Origin of the sequence: Candidatus Cryosericum hinesii, from assembly GCF_003570985.1 — a bacterium.
Classification (GTDB): Bacteria; Caldisericota; Caldisericia; order Cryosericales; family Cryosericaceae; genus Cryosericum; species Cryosericum hinesii.
Genome location: NZ_QXIW01000023.1, coordinates 48,713 through 65,467, shown reverse-complemented (window position 1 = coordinate 65,467; position 16,755 = coordinate 48,713). Strand labels below are relative to the sequence as shown.

Annotated in this window: 18 protein-coding genes; all 18 read left to right on the top strand. The window is 59.2% G+C overall.

All coding sequences use genetic code 11. The features are described from left to right. Window positions 1-211 precede the first annotated feature (211 nt). The 18 genes from SMC3_RS04525 to typA all read left to right on the top strand — a co-directional run bounded on the left by SMC3_RS04525 (window position 212) and on the right by typA (window position 16,722). Window positions 212-997, top strand: a complete 786-nt coding sequence (locus SMC3_RS04525) for a prepilin peptidase (RefSeq protein ID WP_119087261.1) — start codon at window positions 212-214, stop codon at window positions 995-997. Window positions 998-1,031: 34 nt separating this feature from the next. Further along, a complete protein-coding gene (pilM, locus tag SMC3_RS04520) occupies window positions 1,032-2,228 on the top strand; it encodes a type IV pilus assembly protein PilM (RefSeq protein ID WP_165846572.1) in 1,197 nt (398 codons plus the stop codon). Beyond that, complete coding sequence (locus SMC3_RS04515) at window positions 2,228-2,806, top strand: PilN domain-containing protein (protein ID WP_119087263.1); 579 nt, start codon at window positions 2,228-2,230, stop codon at window positions 2,804-2,806. The genes pilM and SMC3_RS04515 overlap by 1 nt, the downstream gene beginning before the upstream one ends. Continuing rightward, window positions 2,799-3,458, top strand: a complete 660-nt coding sequence (locus SMC3_RS04510) for a hypothetical protein (protein ID WP_119089873.1) — start codon at window positions 2,799-2,801, stop codon at window positions 3,456-3,458. The genes SMC3_RS04515 and SMC3_RS04510 overlap by 8 nt, the downstream gene beginning before the upstream one ends. Before the next feature lie 10 nt (window positions 3,459-3,468). Beyond that, complete coding sequence (locus SMC3_RS04505) at window positions 3,469-3,804, top strand: hypothetical protein (RefSeq protein WP_119087265.1); 336 nt, start codon at window positions 3,469-3,471, stop codon at window positions 3,802-3,804. 22 nt (window positions 3,805-3,826) lie between these two features. Continuing rightward, complete coding sequence (locus SMC3_RS04500) at window positions 3,827-4,909, top strand: M24 family metallopeptidase (protein ID WP_119087266.1); 1,083 nt, start codon at window positions 3,827-3,829, stop codon at window positions 4,907-4,909. 103 nt (window positions 4,910-5,012) lie between these two features. Beyond that, window positions 5,013-5,573: an elongation factor P gene (gene efp / locus SMC3_RS04495; protein ID WP_119087267.1), complete on the top strand. Its 561-nt coding sequence runs from the start codon at window positions 5,013-5,015 to the stop codon at window positions 5,571-5,573. Between the two features lie 4 nt (window positions 5,574-5,577). Next, a complete protein-coding gene (locus tag SMC3_RS04490; protein ID WP_165846571.1) occupies window positions 5,578-5,901 on the top strand; it encodes an Asp23/Gls24 family envelope stress response protein in 324 nt (107 codons plus the stop codon). Window positions 5,902-5,904: 3 nt separating this feature from the next. Further along, entirely contained in the window at window positions 5,905-6,321 is a 417-nt protein-coding gene (gene nusB / locus SMC3_RS04485; protein WP_119087269.1) for a transcription antitermination factor NusB, read from the top strand. A 12-nt stretch (window positions 6,322-6,333) separates the two neighbouring features. Next, window positions 6,334-6,579, top strand: coding sequence for an acylphosphatase (locus SMC3_RS04480; protein WP_119087270.1), 246 nt, complete (start codon window positions 6,334-6,336; stop codon window positions 6,577-6,579). 16 nt (window positions 6,580-6,595) lie between these two features. Continuing rightward, window positions 6,596-7,486 carry a polyprenyl synthetase family protein gene (locus tag SMC3_RS04475; protein WP_119089872.1) on the top strand — a complete coding sequence of 297 codons (891 nt, stop codon included), beginning with the start codon at window positions 6,596-6,598 and terminating at the stop codon, window positions 7,484-7,486. Then, window positions 7,483-9,330, top strand: coding sequence for a 1-deoxy-D-xylulose-5-phosphate synthase (gene dxs, locus SMC3_RS04470; protein ID WP_119089871.1), 1,848 nt, complete (start codon window positions 7,483-7,485; stop codon window positions 9,328-9,330). Before SMC3_RS04475 ends, dxs begins: the two co-directional genes overlap by 4 nt. A 42-nt stretch (window positions 9,331-9,372) precedes the next feature. Continuing rightward, on the top strand, window positions 9,373-10,203 hold the full coding sequence (locus tag SMC3_RS04465; protein ID WP_119087274.1) for an NAD(+)/NADH kinase: 831 nt from the start codon (window positions 9,373-9,375) through the stop codon (window positions 10,201-10,203). Window positions 10,204-10,205: 2 nt separating this feature from the next. Further along, a complete protein-coding gene (recN, locus tag SMC3_RS04460) occupies window positions 10,206-11,915 on the top strand; it encodes a DNA repair protein RecN (RefSeq protein ID WP_119087275.1) in 1,710 nt (569 codons plus the stop codon). 21 nt (window positions 11,916-11,936) lie between these two features. After that, the gene (gene buk, locus SMC3_RS04455) at window positions 11,937-12,995 is read left to right on the top strand and encodes a butyrate kinase (RefSeq protein ID WP_119087276.1); all 1,059 of its coding nucleotides are present in this window, start codon (window positions 11,937-11,939) and stop codon (window positions 12,993-12,995) included. A gap of 10 nt (window positions 12,996-13,005) precedes the next feature. Continuing rightward, a complete protein-coding gene (locus SMC3_RS04450; RefSeq protein ID WP_165846570.1) occupies window positions 13,006-13,908 on the top strand; it encodes a bifunctional enoyl-CoA hydratase/phosphate acetyltransferase in 903 nt (300 codons plus the stop codon). Window positions 13,909-13,918: 10 nt separating this feature from the next. Then, complete coding sequence (locus tag SMC3_RS04445) at window positions 13,919-14,821, top strand: phosphate acyltransferase (protein ID WP_119087278.1); 903 nt, start codon at window positions 13,919-13,921, stop codon at window positions 14,819-14,821. A 71-nt stretch (window positions 14,822-14,892) separates the two neighbouring features. Next, entirely contained in the window at window positions 14,893-16,722 is a 1,830-nt protein-coding gene (gene typA, locus SMC3_RS04440) for a translational GTPase TypA (RefSeq protein ID WP_119087279.1), read from the top strand. Window positions 16,723-16,755: the final 33 nt, after the last annotated feature.

Genomic DNA, 16,755 nt, shown 5'->3' with positions numbered 1-16,755 from the left:
GGTGGAAACTTCCTTCGATTCCTGGAAAAGACCATAGGATAATCCAGATCCAGGGGGCAGGTCTTGCATTTTGTATCTCGTTGTCCAAACTATGTACAACTAGCGGTGGTGTGTGCTATACTAAACGACGATTAGTGGGCACATGCAGCGTTCAGGGATCGTAAGATTCCGTTCAGAGCGTATGAAGGAGTGTTGAGAGGATGGATCGCTTGTGACAGGTTTGCTGGGCGTTGTTCCCGAGGTGCTCTATCTTGCCGTCTGCTTCATAGCCGGCACCTTCATGGGGAGTTTCGTCGGCGTCCTCACCTATCGTATACCCCGCGATGAACAGTGGGTCAAAGGGCGGTCTGTCTGTCCGGCTTGTGGCCATCAGCTGGGCGTCCTCGACCTCGTCCCGGTCTGGAGCTATGTGTTTCTCCGCGGCAATTGCCGGTACTGTCATGCGCGAATCGGTGTCCGGTACCTCTGGACCGAGGTGGTTAGCGGTCTGTTGTTTGTCGGTCTGGGCTTGGGTCTGGGGTGGAGTGTCGACGCTCTGAAATTCGCCGTGATGACGGTTCTCGCGTTGGCGGTCGGGATCATCGACTTCGAGACGGGTCTCGTGCCCGACGCGGTCGTCCTGCCCGGGACTGCCATTGGGCTGGTCTTTGGCGCGCTTGCAGGATGGCATGGTCTGGTGGGGGCTGCAGGGGGAGCGGCAATCGGTGCGGGTCTGTTTGCGTTGATTATCTTATTCTCGAGAGGTGGCATGGGCTGGGGTGATGCAACCTTGGGACTCATGCTCGGCGCGTTCCTGGGCTGGCGGCTGTCTGTCGTCTTTCTGCTGCTGGCCTTCATCATCGGGGCGTCTGCAGGTATTGTTCTCATGGTGTTCTTCAAGAAGAAAGGAAAAGACTCGATGCCCTTCGGTCCTGCTATGGCCGTAGGTGCATATGTTGCAGCTGTTGCAGGAAATGACCTTATCACCTGGTACCTGACAACCCTGTTCCACAGGTAGAAGTCTGACGGTTGAGCGCATAAGGAGGCACCTTGTGTTTGGGCTAGAAAAAAAGGAAACACCGATCATTGGAGTAGATATTGGGACGAATACCATCAAGGTGGCTCAGTTCAAACGGGACAAGAATGTACTGAGCCTTGTCAACTTCGGCGTTGTTCCAACCCCCGAGGGGTCCATCGAAAACGGGAAGATCGTCAAGGGCGATATCATCAGTGAAGCGCTCGGCTCCCTGCTCTCGCTGCATTCCTTTGTAGGCAAGCGTGTCTCGGCGTCTGTCTCGGGCCAGCTGGTGACGGTCAAACAAGTCACTGTGGATGAGATCTCCCGCCAACCGCTGGGGGACATTGTGAAGTGGGAGATGGAGAAGCATATCTCGTATCCCATCGAGGACGCGGTGTTCGACTACCAGGTGTTGTCCCGATCTCAAGCGGACGACGGTGGGATCAAGGCGAACTGCCTGGTGGCCGCTGCCCCACTGGAGATCGTCAACGCCCTCGTTGGCGTCATCCGCAAGACGCATCTGGAGCCAGTGTTCATCGAGGTGGAACCCTTTGCTGAGTTGCGCCTGGTGGATTATGTTTCCTACAAGCGGCCCGATCTGGACGCGAAGACGATTGTCATGGTCAACATCGGATCAACCATCACGTCCATCAATGTTGCGGATCAGTCCATGATCCGGCTCACGCGCATGATTCCATTCGGAGGGTCCCGGATCTCGCAGGCGATCGCGTCGGCTCTGGGCATCAATACGGAGCGTGCAGAAGAGCTGAAGCAGGAGTCCGTCAACGTGGACCCGGAGGCCAATCTCGAAGCCGGCACCGAGGCAGAACGCGCTACGTCTGCAGCCCTGCCCATCATCGACGAGCTGGTCCTCGAGGTCCGTCGGTCTCTCAACTACTATACGACACGGTTCGAAAGTGACCGCCCCCTGCACCTGATCCTGTCGGGTGGTACGGCCAACCTCAAGGGCATCGCGGACTATGTCGAACTGTCGACCGGTTTTACGGTCGAGATCAACCGTCTGCTGCTCGATGTTGCCAAGTACGACCCGAGCATGTTTGCGGAATCCTATCTCAGTGAAATGGCTCCCATGTTCAGTGTGGCTACCGGCCTTTCGCTCCGCGAGTTCGAGGCGACGGCTGCCAAAAAGCGCTCTGGCCGACATCAGGCCAAGCCTGTCGAAGTCGGCGAAAGCCTTCTGACATATCGCCCTGGTTCGGAGGGACTCTGATGATTACCATCAATCTTGTTCCACACGCACGGAAGCGGAGACAGACCCAACTCACCCAGGAGGACAGGACACTCATCTTTGTCGTGCTTGCCGTCCTGGTCGTGCTCGCAGCATCGTATGGCTATGCCAGGTGGACCGTCGCGCAGACAACAAACCATCTCGCTGATCTCAACACGCAGGTTGCCGCTCTCGACAGCGAGCAGAAACTGCTGGACCTCAACAGGGCACTGGCCCAGCGCTCTATGGCGATGGAAACCAACCTTACTACGGCCGTGCAGTTGCAGATCAATACGAACCAGGTCCTGGATGACCTTGCGAAGGATCTTCCCAAGGCGTGCACGCTGACTCAGACGGACATCACGATCCTGCCGGGTACCCTGGTGATTACGGCTACCAGCACTCAGTTCGTGGACTTGGTGCGCTTCTTCAATGCGCTCAGCGCCGACAAGAAGTTCAAGAATGTGCACATCGACGGTTACCAGATTCCGTACGCCACTGGCACGGTCGTCCAGGGGCCGCAGGCCAAGGCGACCATGAACCTGACGTTGACGTGGGTGGGAGGAGGCAAGAATGGGTAGGAACATTCGGGTCAGACTTGTCGTTGTGATCCTTCTGCTCGGCGTCATCTGTTTCTTCTACTACCACTACGTGCTCAGCCCTCAGCTTGTCCAGCTCCGGGATCTGCGCGATCAGACCACGGCGGCTGACACGAAGCTGTCTACGCTCAAGGAGGTCCAGGGGCAGCACGCTGCGTTCGTGACTCAAAATGCGTCCTACGTGGCGTGGATCGACCAGCTTGCACAGATCACGCCCGTGGTGTTCGACCAGCACACACACACACGCTTTCTGCTCGACCTTCAGGCCGTCGGCACAGCCAGCGGCATTACCTACACGAACATCCAGATTTCGGACGCCTCCATGGGTCAGGGTGCTGCTGCCGCTCAGCCGGCGGAGGTGAAGCTTGCGAAGACCGTGGGCGTCACCATGAATTTCACCGCCAAGGATTACGCGACCATGCGACGATTCCAGGAGACGTTCCGCACGAAGTTCAAGTACATCATGGTCTCCTCGAACCTGACCATCTCGCACGGCGTCCTCGGACTGCCCGGTGAGGGCAATCCATATACCTGCTCCATGACTGCGTGGATGGTCCTGAGCCCTGACGCGACGATCGTTGGTGCGCCGCCGGCTCCTGTAGCGCCGGCTCCTCAGCCGGACGTGGTGCAATAGGAGGCGTGTGATGGCACAGAAAGCAACTGTAAAGACTAATGTTCAGACGGTTCCGGCGGGCAAGAAGGTTGTGCCGCGTCAGCGGAAGCAGCCCAGAGTCAAGATTTCGGCGGGGACCTGGATCTTCATCGTGGTCCTGCTGGCCAGCTTCTCCGTCTGGAATTTCTATTTCCTGCCACGTATGGGACAGACGACTGTCACGCCTTCTGCCCCCCCGGTGTTTCAGATGGCTCAACACAAGGACCTGGGCTTGGTCAACACCCAGCTCAAGACGAGGCAGACATTCCTGACCATGACGCCTCAGCCGATCCCTGGCGAGACAGGTAAGACCAATCCATTCGAATAGCACCGATACGAGGAGATGGACCATGAGAAAAGAGTATTTCGGCAAAAGGATTCGACAGCTGCAGGGGCGCATGGCCGGTGCGAACGTAGATGCCTTCTTCACGCTTGCGGCACCCAGCATGCGCTATCTTACTGGTTTCACGGGCGAAGAGGGGTATCTCCTCGCGCTCCATGACGGCATGCACCTTGTCGTCGACGGCCGGTTCACGACGCAGGCGCAGGAAGAATGCCCCTGGGTGGACGTCATCGAGTACACGGGGCACTTCAGCAGGTCGATTGCGAACTTGCTTGTCGCAGGTCATGCTCATTGGCTCGGGTTCGAGAAGGAACGCGTTTCCTTCGTCCAGGCGGAGCAGATGCGTGCTGCGTTCCCGTCAGTGACCATGGTCCCGACTGAGAGCGTGGTCGAAGGCATGCGCATCGTCAAGGATACACGTGAGCTGGACAAGATGCGTGCTGCGGGCCATATTGCGGACAAGGCGTTCAACGCGATGATTCACCAGTTGAAGGTCGGGATGACCGAGAACGACGTGGCGGCTCTGCTGGAATACGAAATGCGCAAGGCGGGCGCCCAGGGTACCAGTTTCTCGACCATCGTGGGGTCGGGAGCTCGTGGGGCACTACCGCATGGAATCGCTTCCGGCAAGGTCATCCGGAGAGGCGAGGTCATCGTCATGGACTTCGGTGTCAATTACGAGGGCTATATGAGCGATTGTACCAGGACCGTGGCACTCGGCAAACAGCCCACCGGCGTGCTGGACGTGTATGCAAAACTGCGTGCAGCACAGCAGCTGGGTCTTGACTGCATCAAGGCAGGCGTGAGCTCGCGTTCCGTCGACACTGCCGTGAGAGGCAAGCTCGGCGAGAGTGGACTGGCGCAGTACTTCACACATGGTCTGGGACATGGTGTGGGACTCGAGATTCATGAGGCGCCTCGCCTTTCTCAGGGGACCGACACGGTGCTCGAGCCAGGACAGGTCGTCACCTGTGAACCAGGGGTTTACCTTCCTGGGCGCTACGGCATGCGTATTGAGGATTCGGTCATCGTGACAGCGACTGGGTTCGAGTCATTGACGGAGCTGCCCAAGGAACTAGTTCTCCCCTGAGTGCTCCGGAGTGTGGCGGCGCTGAGGGCGTGAACGCTTGACGCAACGCCGGTTGGCGTGTACAATAGCCGCGATTGACAGTCCAGTATCAGGAGGTTAGACCTTGATTTCTGCCAATGAATTGCGCACAGGTGTTACGTTTGAGATAGACGGTCAGGCGTTTGCCGTCATTCAGTTCACGCATATCAAGCCCGGCAAGGGCTCTCCATTTGTCCGCCTCAAGATGAAGAACCTCATGTCCGGCAACGTCGTTGAGCAGACCTTCCGTCCTGATGAGAAGGTCAAGAGTGCATATCTCGAACACAAGAAGATGCAATACCTCTATGATGCTGACGGTGTCTACACCTTCATGGACTCAGGGACATACGAGCAGATCGGCCTGACCACCAATGACCTTGGTGATGCTGTCAACTACCTCATCGAGAACATTGTGGTCGACGTCGTCTACTTCCTGGAGAAACCGGTGAGCGTCGAGTTGCCCACCTTCATCGAGGCGACTATCACGCACACTGAGCCGGGCATCAAGGGCGATACGGCCACGGGTGCCAATAAAACAGCGCAAATCGAGACCGGGTTCTCGCTCATGGTTCCGCTGTTCGTCAATGAAGGGGACAAGATCCGTATCGATACCCGCAGCGGAGACTACCTCGAGAGGGTCAAGTAAACTCATGGACAAAGTCCTTATCACTGATGCTGCACTGGAGTCTCTCATCGTCCACGCCTGCCTGTCGGTCGACGGTGTGGAGTCGATGTGGAAGGGTCTCAAGGAGCACTTTCCATTCTGGGACCGCGAGGGTCATGAACCTCATGGTGTGAGTATCACGCGAAGCGGTCTTGAGTTGGCGCTCGACGTGTTCCTTGTCGGACGATTCGGGACGGACCTTCGCAAGCTTGCCGGTAGTGTGCGAGGCGCTGTCGCCAAGGAAGTTGAAGCTTCCACTCCGTATCACATCCAGGAGGTCAACGTCCATATCGCCGACGTGCGGGCCTGACGCATGGCCACGGCTCAGGGAGTTCAGAACCGCCGGCGCTCGCGCGAGATAGCGCTGCAGGTCCTGTACAGTCTGGCGCAGGGCAACGCCTCGTATGACCAGACGTTCGACACGTACGTTCATGAACCCCCGCTCGTGCTGGCGTATGCGCTCAAACTCATCCAGGGAGTTCAGGCTCATCAGGATGCCATTCTGGCTGAAGTGGGTACACACACGCAGAATTGGGGGATCGACAGGATTGCTGTCGTCGACCGGGTGATTCTTTCGATCGCCGTTTTCGAGATGAAGTACGGCAAGCCCCCGATCAAGACGGCTATTGCAGCCAATGAGGCGGTTGAACTGGCCAAAGAGTTCGGTGGCGCTGAATCGGGGAGTTTTGTGAACGGTGTCCTGCGTGGTGTCGGAGGCGCGGGGGACTGACCGAGCGCGCCCTTGAAGAATCTGGTTGCGGACGTGTCCGGCATCGTGCAGGGAGTCGGGTTTCGGTACTTCGTGGAGCAGACGGCGGTTCAGCTCGGGATCGATGCCAGAGCCGACAACATGGATGACGGTACTGTGCACATTGTCGCATCGGGCGACGAACAGCGGCTCTTGCGCCTGGTGGAACTGGTCAGGCAAGGGAGCCGTTATTCATCTGTGGACCACGTCGACTACGTGATCACAGATCGTTGTGCGTAGATGGAAGGGAGCTGACATGGACATCAGGGACCATCTCAACGAGGAAGCGCACTACATCGACGGAGTGCTGGCTGACTGCCTTGCTCCGCTTCAGGGATCTGTCATGCATGCAGCGATGTCCTATGCGCTGCTTTCGCCGGGCAAGCGTGTCCGCCCTGCTCTGTGTCTTGCCGTCTATGAGGCATGCACCCGTGACAGGGAGCGCATCAAGCCAGTTCTCGCTGCTATCGAAATGGTACACGCGTACTCTATCATTCAGGATGACCTGCCCTCGATGGACAACAGCGACCTGCGGCGCGGCAAGCCGACGACGCACAAGGTCCACGGCGAGGACATGGCGCTTCTGGCTTCCGATGCACTGCTGACCATGGCATTCGAGGAGCTTTCGTCCGCGCAGATGGTCGGGGCTTTCGGCGCTGAGCGGTGCCTTGATGCAGTGCGGACGATGGCCACTCTGGTGGGTGCCGAGGGTCTCGTCGGTGGGCAGGCGATGGACATCATCACCTCCAGCGACGAACATGTCGAGCTGGGCACGATTGAGTACATCCACAAGAACAAGACTGCTGCACTTATCCAGGCTTCCGTGCTGCTTGGCGGCATTTTCGGCTGTGCCAGCGAGACTGATATGGGCAGGCTGCGCGCATTTGGCGAGAGTTTTGGCATGGCGTACCAGATCGTGGACGACATCGCGGACGCCAGTGCAACCGAAGCGCAAACCGGCAAGACTGCCGGCCAGGACGTCAAGAACAAGAAGGCAACCTATGTGACCGCGCTGGGGCTCGCTGATGCTAGGGAGAAGGCATTGCAGTATCTGGCGAGCGCTCGTGAGTCCGCGCTGGCGCTGGACAGCGGTGGAGACTTCCTGACGAGGCTTGTCGACCTTCTTGCGGAAAAGGCTCGAAGTTGATTCTTGAGCACGTCTCCTCTCCTGCTGACATCCGCGAACTGGACATCCCGCACCTGCGGATGCTGGCGGCCGAATGCAGGCAGGTCATCCTCGACACGTGCTCGATCAATGGTGGGCACCTTGCGTCGAATCTGGGAGCCGTCGAGCTGACGATCGCACTCCATATGACACTGGATACGCCGACGGACCAGCTAGTCTGGGACGTGGGACACCAGGGCTATACCCACAAGCTTCTCACCGGCCGCTACAAATCGTTCAGCACGCTTCGGCAATGTGGAGGGATCAGCGGGTTTGTGAATCCCAATGAATCCCCGTATGACACATTTCTGGCGGGACATGCCTCGACGTCGCTTTCCATAGCAGCCGGCCTCCTTGCGGCGCGGTACCTGGATGGCGGGAACCAGCGCGTGGTAGCAGTCATCGGCGATGGCGCGCTGTCCGGTGGCATGGCCCTGGAAGCACTCAACAACCTCGGACGGGCGCACGGCCAGTGCCTGGTTATCGTCAACGACAACGCCATGTCCATCTCCCGCTCCGTAGGAGGCATGGCGTGGGCGCTCAACCGGCTGCGGACGCGCGCGTGGTACCTGCGCGTGCGCGAATCTCCGCTGGTGGGACGCGGACTTCGCTGGCTGAGGACCCTGCTGAAGCGACTGTACCTGCCTACGATCTTCTTCGAGGAGCTCGGGTTCCGGTACTTCGGGGTCGTGGACGGGCATGACATCGGCAAACTCATGGAAGCGATCAACATGGTCAAGGATATCCAACAACCTGTCGTCCTGCAGGTCGCGACCATCAAGGGCAAGGGATATGATCTGGCCGAACGACAGCCGGCTCATTTCCATGGCGTCGCACCGTTCCTCATCGAAAATGGGCTGAGCAAGGAGGAGAAGTCCATGCCGACCTACTCCGACGTCTTTGGCGAAACGCTGATACGGCTCGCGGAGACAGACCAGCGCATCGTCGCCATCACGGCTGCGATGATGGACGGTACTGGTCTTGCCGAGTTTGCCAGGCGCTTTCCCGATCGCTGCTATGATGTCGGCATTGCCGAGCAGCATGCTGTCGGCATGGCGGCGTCGCTGGCCAGCCGAGGGTACAAGCCGTACGTCGCGGTCTACTCGACGTTCCTCCAGCGCGCATACGATCAAATCGTCAACGATGTCGGCATCGGCAATCTGCCGGTGCGGTTCGCGGTCGACCGGGCTGGACTGGTCAGTGATGACGGGCCGACCCACCAGGGTGTCTTCGACGTCGGCTTTCTGAAGAGCGTTCCCGGCATGACCGTGTGTTCCCCGGGCGACCACAGGGACTTCCTGCGCATGCTGGAACTGTCAGTTGCTGCCACCGGGCCATTTGCTATCCGGTATCCCAAGGACGTCGCCTACGACCTCAGTGAAGAGATTGGTGAGCGCCCTCCCATGATTGCCGGGACTGGTGCTCTTGTGGCGGAAGGGAGTGATGTTGCCATTGTTTCGCTGGGACCTGTGCTTCGCTCGGCCCTGGAAGCCCGGAAGATCCTTGCAGGCGATGGAGTCCAGGCGTGTGTTGTGGACCTCCGTTTCGCCCAGCCGCTGGACACTGGTCTCCTCACACGACTAGCCGGCACGTGTCAGGCAGTGCTGGTTGCTGAAGAGACGACACGTTCCACAGGTGTCTACGACGCGGTCGTCGAAGTGCTCGTGCATGCGGGCATGAACATTGCGTACATCGGACGGTGTGGTGTTCCCGATGTGTTCCCTGTCCAGGACAAGCGGGCACACCTTCTCAGCTCCCATCAACTCGACGCCCAGGGGCTGGCGGGCGCGGCGCGGGCCCTCCTCGCCGGGGCAGAGAGACGGTAGCGGCTTGAAGCGTCGCACATCCGTCGTACACTGTACAGCGTGATGAAGAGCATCGTCTACTACCCCGCGGACTCGAAGGACGCGCGCGAAGTCGAGCGTGAGATTCGGCCCTACCTGACTGGCAAGGGGGTCGAGGTCGTTACTGTGACCTCGAAGGACGACCTGTCCACCCTCCCGTCGGGAGCGGCGGACGGTTCCTTCATTCTGAGCCTGGGTGGTGACGGGACCTTCCTGCGCGCCGCACAACTCAGCACCCAGCTGGGTCTGCCTGTCCTCGGTATCAACCTGGGCTCTCTCGGTTTTCTCACGGACGTCGAGGAGAACGAGGTCTATGCGTCGCTTGACGCTGTCCTCGCGCATTCGTACACGGTGGAGCACCGTCTCGTCCTTGAGGCCCGTGTTGTGCGGGAGGGTCAGGAGATCCTCACTACGACAGCTATCAACGACATTCTGGTGGTCCGGGACCTTACGGGCAAGATCCTCACGTTCGAGGTCTTTATCGGTGGCGTGCGCGCAGGGCAGATCACAGCAGACGGCATCCTGGTATGCACACCCACTGGTTCGACAGGATACTCCCTGTCCGCTGGAGGCCCTATCCTGGATCCTACCGTCGAAGCACTTGTACTCACTGCTCTTGCGCCACACGACTTCACGTCGAGGCCTCTGGTCATATCGGCAGGCAGTGAGATCACCCTCAAGGTGAAGCCCTCGCGAGACAAGGCGGCTTTCATACGTGACGGAGAGCGTGTCGGCGACATCCACAGCTTTGACACGATAGGCGTGAAGAGGTGCCCCCAGGACGTTGCTATCATCCGGTTGCGCGAGAAGAACTTCTACAAAGTCCTGGGTGCCAAGTTCCACTGGGGTGCCTGACGATGCTGCTGGAGCTGGACATCCACAATCTGGCCATCGCGCACGACGTTCACGTATCCTTCGATGACGGGTTGAATGTCATCACCGGCGAGACGGGCGCGGGCAAGACTATCCTCGTGCGAGCAATCAGCGCAGTGCTGGGGGGCAAGCTGACCAGTGACTTCATCAGCGTGGGGGCGGACAGTCTGCGACTGGATGCAGAGTTCGCGCTTCCGCGTGTCTGTTCACAGCGGGATATGCTGGGCGACCTCGTGATGGACGCCGATATGACCGTCGTGGCAACGCGCGAGGTGGACCGGACCGGCAGGCACAAGTATCGCATCAACGGACGCATCGTCCCCATCAGTACGCTGAGATTGCTCGGCGAGAGTCTTGTGGACGTCCACGGGCAGCACGAGCCACAGTCGTTGCTGGTACGTGAGAATCACCTCCAGCTTCTGGACTCTTTTCTGGGGCATGACACCCAGACTGCGCGGGAGCTCTTTGGCACGAGGCTCGCAGAATTACGCGCGGCACGCCGTGAACTGGAACAGATGGAGACGCGCCGGACAGAATGGGACAATGAGACCGCCTATCTGGAGTTCGCGTCGGAAGAGCTTGAACGTGCGCAGCTGAGGGTGGGAGAGGACGGCCTGCTCGTCGCAGAACAGCGGCTTCTGGAGAACGTCCGTGAGCTGCAGGAACAATTGGGCCAGGCGTCGACCGCTCTTGTCGGAGACGAATCCCGGGACAGCGAAGGGATCGTGCGGCAGGTTGGAAGACTGCACCACACCATCGATGCCCTGTGTACGATCGACCCGCGTCTGAACGATGTGGCATCCCTGCTGGATGGGGCGCAGGCGAGTCTCAAGGAAGCCGGATCCACTCTGAGTGACTACCTCAGCAGGCTTGAGCTGGATGACGCGCGACTGGCGCAGGTAACTGAACGGCTGGACGCCATTGCCAGGCTCGAGGAGAAGTATCACAAGGACCTCAATGGTCTGCTTGCATTTGAGACGGAGATCGACGGCAAGTTACATGAACGCCACGAGCGGGCGGGCGACGAGGCCGGCATGCGTGGCCATATAGCGCAGCTGGAGAACGAGCTTTCGACCATCGGCGCATCGCTGACGGCGAAACGCAAGCAAGGTGGGCCCGTCCTTGCGCGCAAGGTCGAGGAACAGTTTGCTGAGCTGGCCATGTCCAATGCCCGGTTCGTCTGTTCCATCGAGGAGAGTGTCGACGAGCAGGGCATCGCTGTTGGGGATGAGCGGTTCAGAGCATCTGAGACGGGTCTGGACGTGGTCGAGTTCCTTATTGCTCCCAACCCGGGAGAGGGACTGCGTCCTCTCAGGGAGATCGCATCCGGCGGAGAGCTTTCGCGTGTCATGCTCGCGCTCAAGACGGTGTTCGCCGAGACCGATCAGATTCCTACCATGGTGTTCGACGAGGTAGATGCCGGCATCGGTGGTGCAACGGGACTTGCAGTTGCCAGCAAGCTGGACAGCCTCGGCAAGCGTCGCCAGGTCATCGTCATCACTCATCTGCCCACCATCGCGGCCAGGGCTGGAACGCACCTCGTCATCTCCAAGGAACAGAGTGAGGATTCGACCACGGTGGCAGTGCGCCGCGTCACGGGTGAGGAGCGAGTCCATGAGCTGGCGCGGATGGTGTCAGGCGATCGGGCGTCCGAGGTCGCGCTGGCCAATGCCCGCGAGTTACTGTTTCCCTAGTAATCTGCGGAGATATAGCGCATGATCCTTGCTATCAATCCTGGTTCCACTTCCACAAAGGTTGCCCTGTACGAGGGAAGCGAACTTGCCGCCCAGGAGTCTTTGAACCACAGTGCTGAAGAGGTCGCGAAGTTTCCGCACATCGTGGATCAGCTGGGCATGCGGACGCAGGCCGTTATGGATTTCCTGGACCGACAGCATGTAGCAGTGTCTTCTCTGGAAGCGATCATGGCTCGCGGCGGCTTGCTGCATCCCGTGCCTGCGGGCATCTACTCAGTCAATGATCGCATGCTGCAGGATTCGCGCGAGATGCGCGCAGCCGAACACGCGTCCTTCCTGGGTGCCCTCGTCGCACATGAACTGGCTGCCGGCACGAACATTCCCTGTTACATCGCCGACCCCGTGTCGGTGGATGAATTCGATGATGTCGCCCGGATATCCGGTCTCAAGGAACTGCCACGCTTCTCGTTCCTGCATGCCCTTAACATCCGCAAGGTGGCGTACAAGACGGCGGAACGGCACGGCAAGGACCTGAGCGATATGAACATGATCGTGGCGCATCTGGGAGGGGGCGGTTCCATCGCCGCACTTCGCCATGGCCGCATGGTTGACGAGAACGACGCCAACAATGGGGGGGCTTACGCGCCCGAACGATCGGGATGCCTGCCTGCGTGCTCGCTTGTGAAGTTATGCTTTTCTTCCGGAGCGACGGAACAGGGCATCCTGCGCCAGGTGACGCAACAGGGGGGACTGGTCTCCCATCTTGGAACGAGTGATGCGCGGGAGGTGCGTCGCCGTATTGATGCGGGAGAAGCCGAAGCCAAGCTGGTCTATGAAGGCATGGCATATCAGATCGCGAAACAGATCGGTGGCATGGCCACAGTGCTTGAGGGTGATGTGGATGTCATCGTGCTGACAGGCGGGCTGGCTCATGATGACGTGCTCATGCAGTGGGTGACTGATCGGGTGGGCTTCATCGCTCCCGTCGAGATCATGCCGGGAGAGAATGAGCTGGAGGCTCTCAACGAGGCGTACTTGCGTCTCAAACAAGGGCTTGAGGCGGAAAAGACGTACGAGTAGAGGAGGTTCCATGGAGATCAGGACGTTTGACCAGTTGCTGGAAGAGGCGAAGAAGCGCGGCCGGAAGAAGCTGGCGGTCGCATTCCCCGAGGAAGTCTCGCTACATGCGGCTCTGCTGGCGCATGAGGCAGGTATTGCGGTACCTATCCTGGTGGGCGTGCCCGAGAAGATCCGGGAGCTGCTGGTGCAGGCCGGAGCCGACTCCGGCGCATTCGAGATCGAGGAAGCCGGCTCGCCTGCCGAGGCGTGTGCTGTCGCGGTGGCGCTTGCGCGCGACGACAAGGTGGACGTCATCCTCAAGGGTGGGGCGCAGACGGCCCAGATGCTGCACGCAGTGCTGGACAAGGAGAATGGCATCCGGGCCAGCAAGGTGCTGTCCGAGTGCTCGCTGTACGAGGATACCCGCGTGCGCCACTCGCTGCTGGCTGTCGTCGACGGCGGCATCCTGATTGCTCCGACGCTGGAAGAGAAGGTGGAGGCGATCAGGAATACGGTAAACGTGTACCACAAGCTGGGGTACGAGAACCCCAAGGTAGCAGTGCTGGCTGCCGTCGAGACAGTGACTGACAAGATGCCATGCACGGAGGACGCAGCAATCATAGCGCGGATGTGGGAGCGCGGACAGATCAAGGGATGCGTCGTGGACGGACCTCTTGCGCTGGATAACGCTATCTCCGAGCGTGCGGCAGCCATCAAGGGCCTGAGTGGCCCCGTCGTGGGCAATGCGGACATTCTCATCGTGCCCGACATTGAGGGCGGCAACCTGCTTGGAAAGTCCATGAGCTACTTTGCAGGATTCACGTCTGCGCACGTGACGATCGGCGCCCGGAAGCCAGTCCTCGTACCCTCAAGGGCCGACGACGGACGAACCAAGCTTATGTCCGTGGCGCTGGGCATCGTAGCCTACTACTAGGGGGATTGGCATGGGACCAATGATACATCTGTCAGACATTGCGGCTGCAGTGAAAGGCTTGCCGCGTAAGCGCATGGCAGTGGCCTATGGCGAAGACGCCCACACGCTGCAGGCGATACAGCGCGCAGTCAGGGAGGGCATTGTCGACGCTGTCGTCGTGGGCAACGCGGCGAAGATCGCGGAGGTGGCAGCGGCGAGTGACGTCGACACCAGTCTCTTCGAGATCATGGACGTCCAGGGCGAACTGCCCTCGGTCAAAGCAGCCGTGAAGCTGGTCCGTGATGGAAGCGCGCATATGCTGATGAAGGGCCTTGCTCACACGGACAACTACATGCGGGGCATCCTTGACAAGGAGAACGGCCTGCTACCCGAGGGCGGCCTGCTGTCGCACGTGGCCGCGTTCGAGGCTCCCAACTACCCGCGCCTTATCATTGTGTCAGACGTCGCCGTAGTGCCGCTTCCATCACTGCAGGACAAGGTGCGCATCACGAAGCTGACCGTGGGTGTTGCGCGCAGCCTTCGCATCGACGTCCCGAAAGTGGCGTTCCTGTCGGCCAGCGAGAGTGTGTTGAAGTTTGCAAGCAGCCAGGAGGCCGCAGTGCTGGCCGGAATGGCGGTCCGAAAGCAGTTTGGCGCCATCATCGGCGAGGGACCGATCTCCATCGACTGCGCGCTGTTCCCTGACGCTTGCCAGATCAAGGGTTTCATGGGCCGCATCCAGGGGGATGCAGACATCATCATTGTACCGAACATCGAGACTGGAAACGTTTTCTACAAGGTGCTGTGCAGGTTTGGGAGCGGTGAGGTCGCGGCCATGGTGACTGGCACGACTGCGCCCTGTATCCTGGCCAGCAGGGGGGATTCCGAAGACTCCAAGTTCTACTCCATCGCACTCGGGGCATTGAACGCCTGAGAACAAGGGTATAATAATAGTTTGAGGCCACCCCCGGCCTCCAACCATGCTTGTTTGAAGGGAGTGCTTCAGTGCGCAGAAACGATCTCCGTAACATAGGTATTATTGCACACGTCGACCACGGAAAGACGACGCTGGTCGATGCCATGATGCGGCAGTGCAAACTGTTCCGCAATATCGACCAGATGGGGGACTGCATCCTCGACTCAGGGGACCTTGAGCGGGAGCGTGGCATCACCATTATCTCGAAGAACATGTCGCTGGTGTGGAAGGGTGTCAAGATCAACATTGTCGACACGCCTGGCCACTCGGACTTTGGTGGCGAAGTGGAGCGCGTCCTGAGAATGGTGGATGGAGTTCTGCTCCTGGTCGATGCCTCCGAGGGGCCGATGCCACAGACTCGCTTCGTGCTCAAGAAGGCTCTCGAGCTCAATCTCAGGCCGATCGTTGTCATCAACAAGATCGACCGGCAGGATGCTCGTATCCAGGAGGTCATCAATGAGACCTTCGACCTGTTCGTTGAACTCGACGCCACCGAAGAACAGCTGGATTTTGCGGTTGTCTATGCTTCGGGTCGCGACGGCAAGGCGACCATGGACCTCAACGATCCACCGCAAGATCTGACGCCACTGTTCCAGCTGATGCTCAAGAAGGTCCCTGCTCCCGAGTATGACGCCGCGAGTCCTCTATCGGTCCTGGTCACGAATATCACCCATGACGATTATATTGGACGCATCGGCATCGGCCGTATGTTCGGGGGACAGCTGAAGACCGGAGACAAGGTCAAGGTGTTCTCCGATGGCGACAACGAATACCTGGGCCAGATCCTCAAGCTCTTCATCTTCGAGGGGCTGGAACGCAAGGAAGTCCCCAGTGTGGAGGCGGGCGAGATCTTCGCGTTCGCAGGAATACCTGCTATCACGATTGGAGATTCGGTCACTGATCCGGAACGTCCAGTGAAACTGAACATGCTGACAATCGAACCGCCGACAGTCTCGATGATGTTCATGGTCAACGATAGTCCATTTGGAGGTACGGAGGGCAAGTTCGTGACCTCCAACAAGCTGCGTGAGCGTATCGAGAAAGAGCTGCGGACCAATGTTTCCATCGCCGTCGACTGGGGCGATCTGCCCGACCGGTTCACCGTTGCGGGACGAGGCGAGCTCCAGCTGGCGATCCTCATCGAACAGATGCGCCGCGAAGGCTATGAGTTTCAGGTCTCGATGCCACAAGTCATCACCGAGAAGAAGGGCGGCAAGGTCCTCGAACCGTATGAGACTCTTGTCCTCGACGTTCCCAAGGAGTACCAGGGAACGGTCATCAACATGCTGGGTGAACGGCGTGGGACCATGGAGAAGATGCTCGACCTCAAGGGAGCGTACGTCCGCCTCAGTTATACGATTCCTCTTCGTGGCCTGTTTGGCTTCCGGTCCGAGTTCCTGAGTTCGACCAAAGGCAACGGCGTCATGACTCATACGTACCTGGGATACCTGGAGTGGGCAGGCAAGATTGGCGGCCGCAGGAACGGCGTCCTGGTCTCAGACCATACCGGGGCCGTTTCAGCCTACGCTATCGCGCACATCCAGGACCGCGGCAAGCTGTTTGTTGCGCCTGCGGAAAAGGTGTATGCCGGCCAGATCGTCGGCGAGACCATGCGCGATCACGATCTGAAGGTGAATCCGACGAAGGAGAAGCACCTCAGCAACATGCGGTCCTCCACGTCAGAGATCTCCACAAAGATCGACCCGCCGATCCAGTTCGCTCTCGACCAGTTTCTCGATTACATCAACGAGGACGAGCTGCTGGAGGTCACACCCAAGTCCCTGCGCATTCGCAAGAGGCTCCTTGATTTCAAGGAGCGGAAGCGTTCTGGGCGCGAGGAAGACGACTACGGCGATTAGCCGGACTACTATGTAAGAAACGGAAAGCTCCCC

Coding starts and splice junctions, on each gene's coding strand:
- nusB (WP_119087269.1), top strand. CDS start 5,905: ATGGCCACGGCTCAGGGAGTTCAGAACCGCCGGCGCTCGCGCGAGATA.
- SMC3_RS04500 (WP_119087266.1), top strand. CDS start 3,827: ATGAGAAAAGAGTATTTCGGCAAAAGGATTCGACAGCTGCAGGGGCGC.
- SMC3_RS04450 (WP_165846570.1), top strand. CDS start 13,006: ATGGAGATCAGGACGTTTGACCAGTTGCTGGAAGAGGCGAAGAAGCGC.
- SMC3_RS04505 (WP_119087265.1), top strand. CDS start 3,469: ATGGCACAGAAAGCAACTGTAAAGACTAATGTTCAGACGGTTCCGGCG.
- SMC3_RS04465 (WP_119087274.1), top strand. CDS start 9,373: ATGAAGAGCATCGTCTACTACCCCGCGGACTCGAAGGACGCGCGCGAA.
- SMC3_RS04445 (WP_119087278.1), top strand. CDS start 13,919: ATGGGACCAATGATACATCTGTCAGACATTGCGGCTGCAGTGAAAGGC.
- recN (WP_119087275.1), top strand. CDS start 10,206: ATGCTGCTGGAGCTGGACATCCACAATCTGGCCATCGCGCACGACGTT.
- buk (WP_119087276.1), top strand. CDS start 11,937: ATGATCCTTGCTATCAATCCTGGTTCCACTTCCACAAAGGTTGCCCTG.
- SMC3_RS04515 (WP_119087263.1), top strand. CDS start 2,228: ATGATTACCATCAATCTTGTTCCACACGCACGGAAGCGGAGACAGACC.
- SMC3_RS04510 (WP_119089873.1), top strand. CDS start 2,799: ATGGGTAGGAACATTCGGGTCAGACTTGTCGTTGTGATCCTTCTGCTC.
- SMC3_RS04475 (WP_119089872.1), top strand. CDS start 6,596: ATGGACATCAGGGACCATCTCAACGAGGAAGCGCACTACATCGACGGA.
- SMC3_RS04490 (WP_165846571.1), top strand. CDS start 5,578: ATGGACAAAGTCCTTATCACTGATGCTGCACTGGAGTCTCTCATCGTC.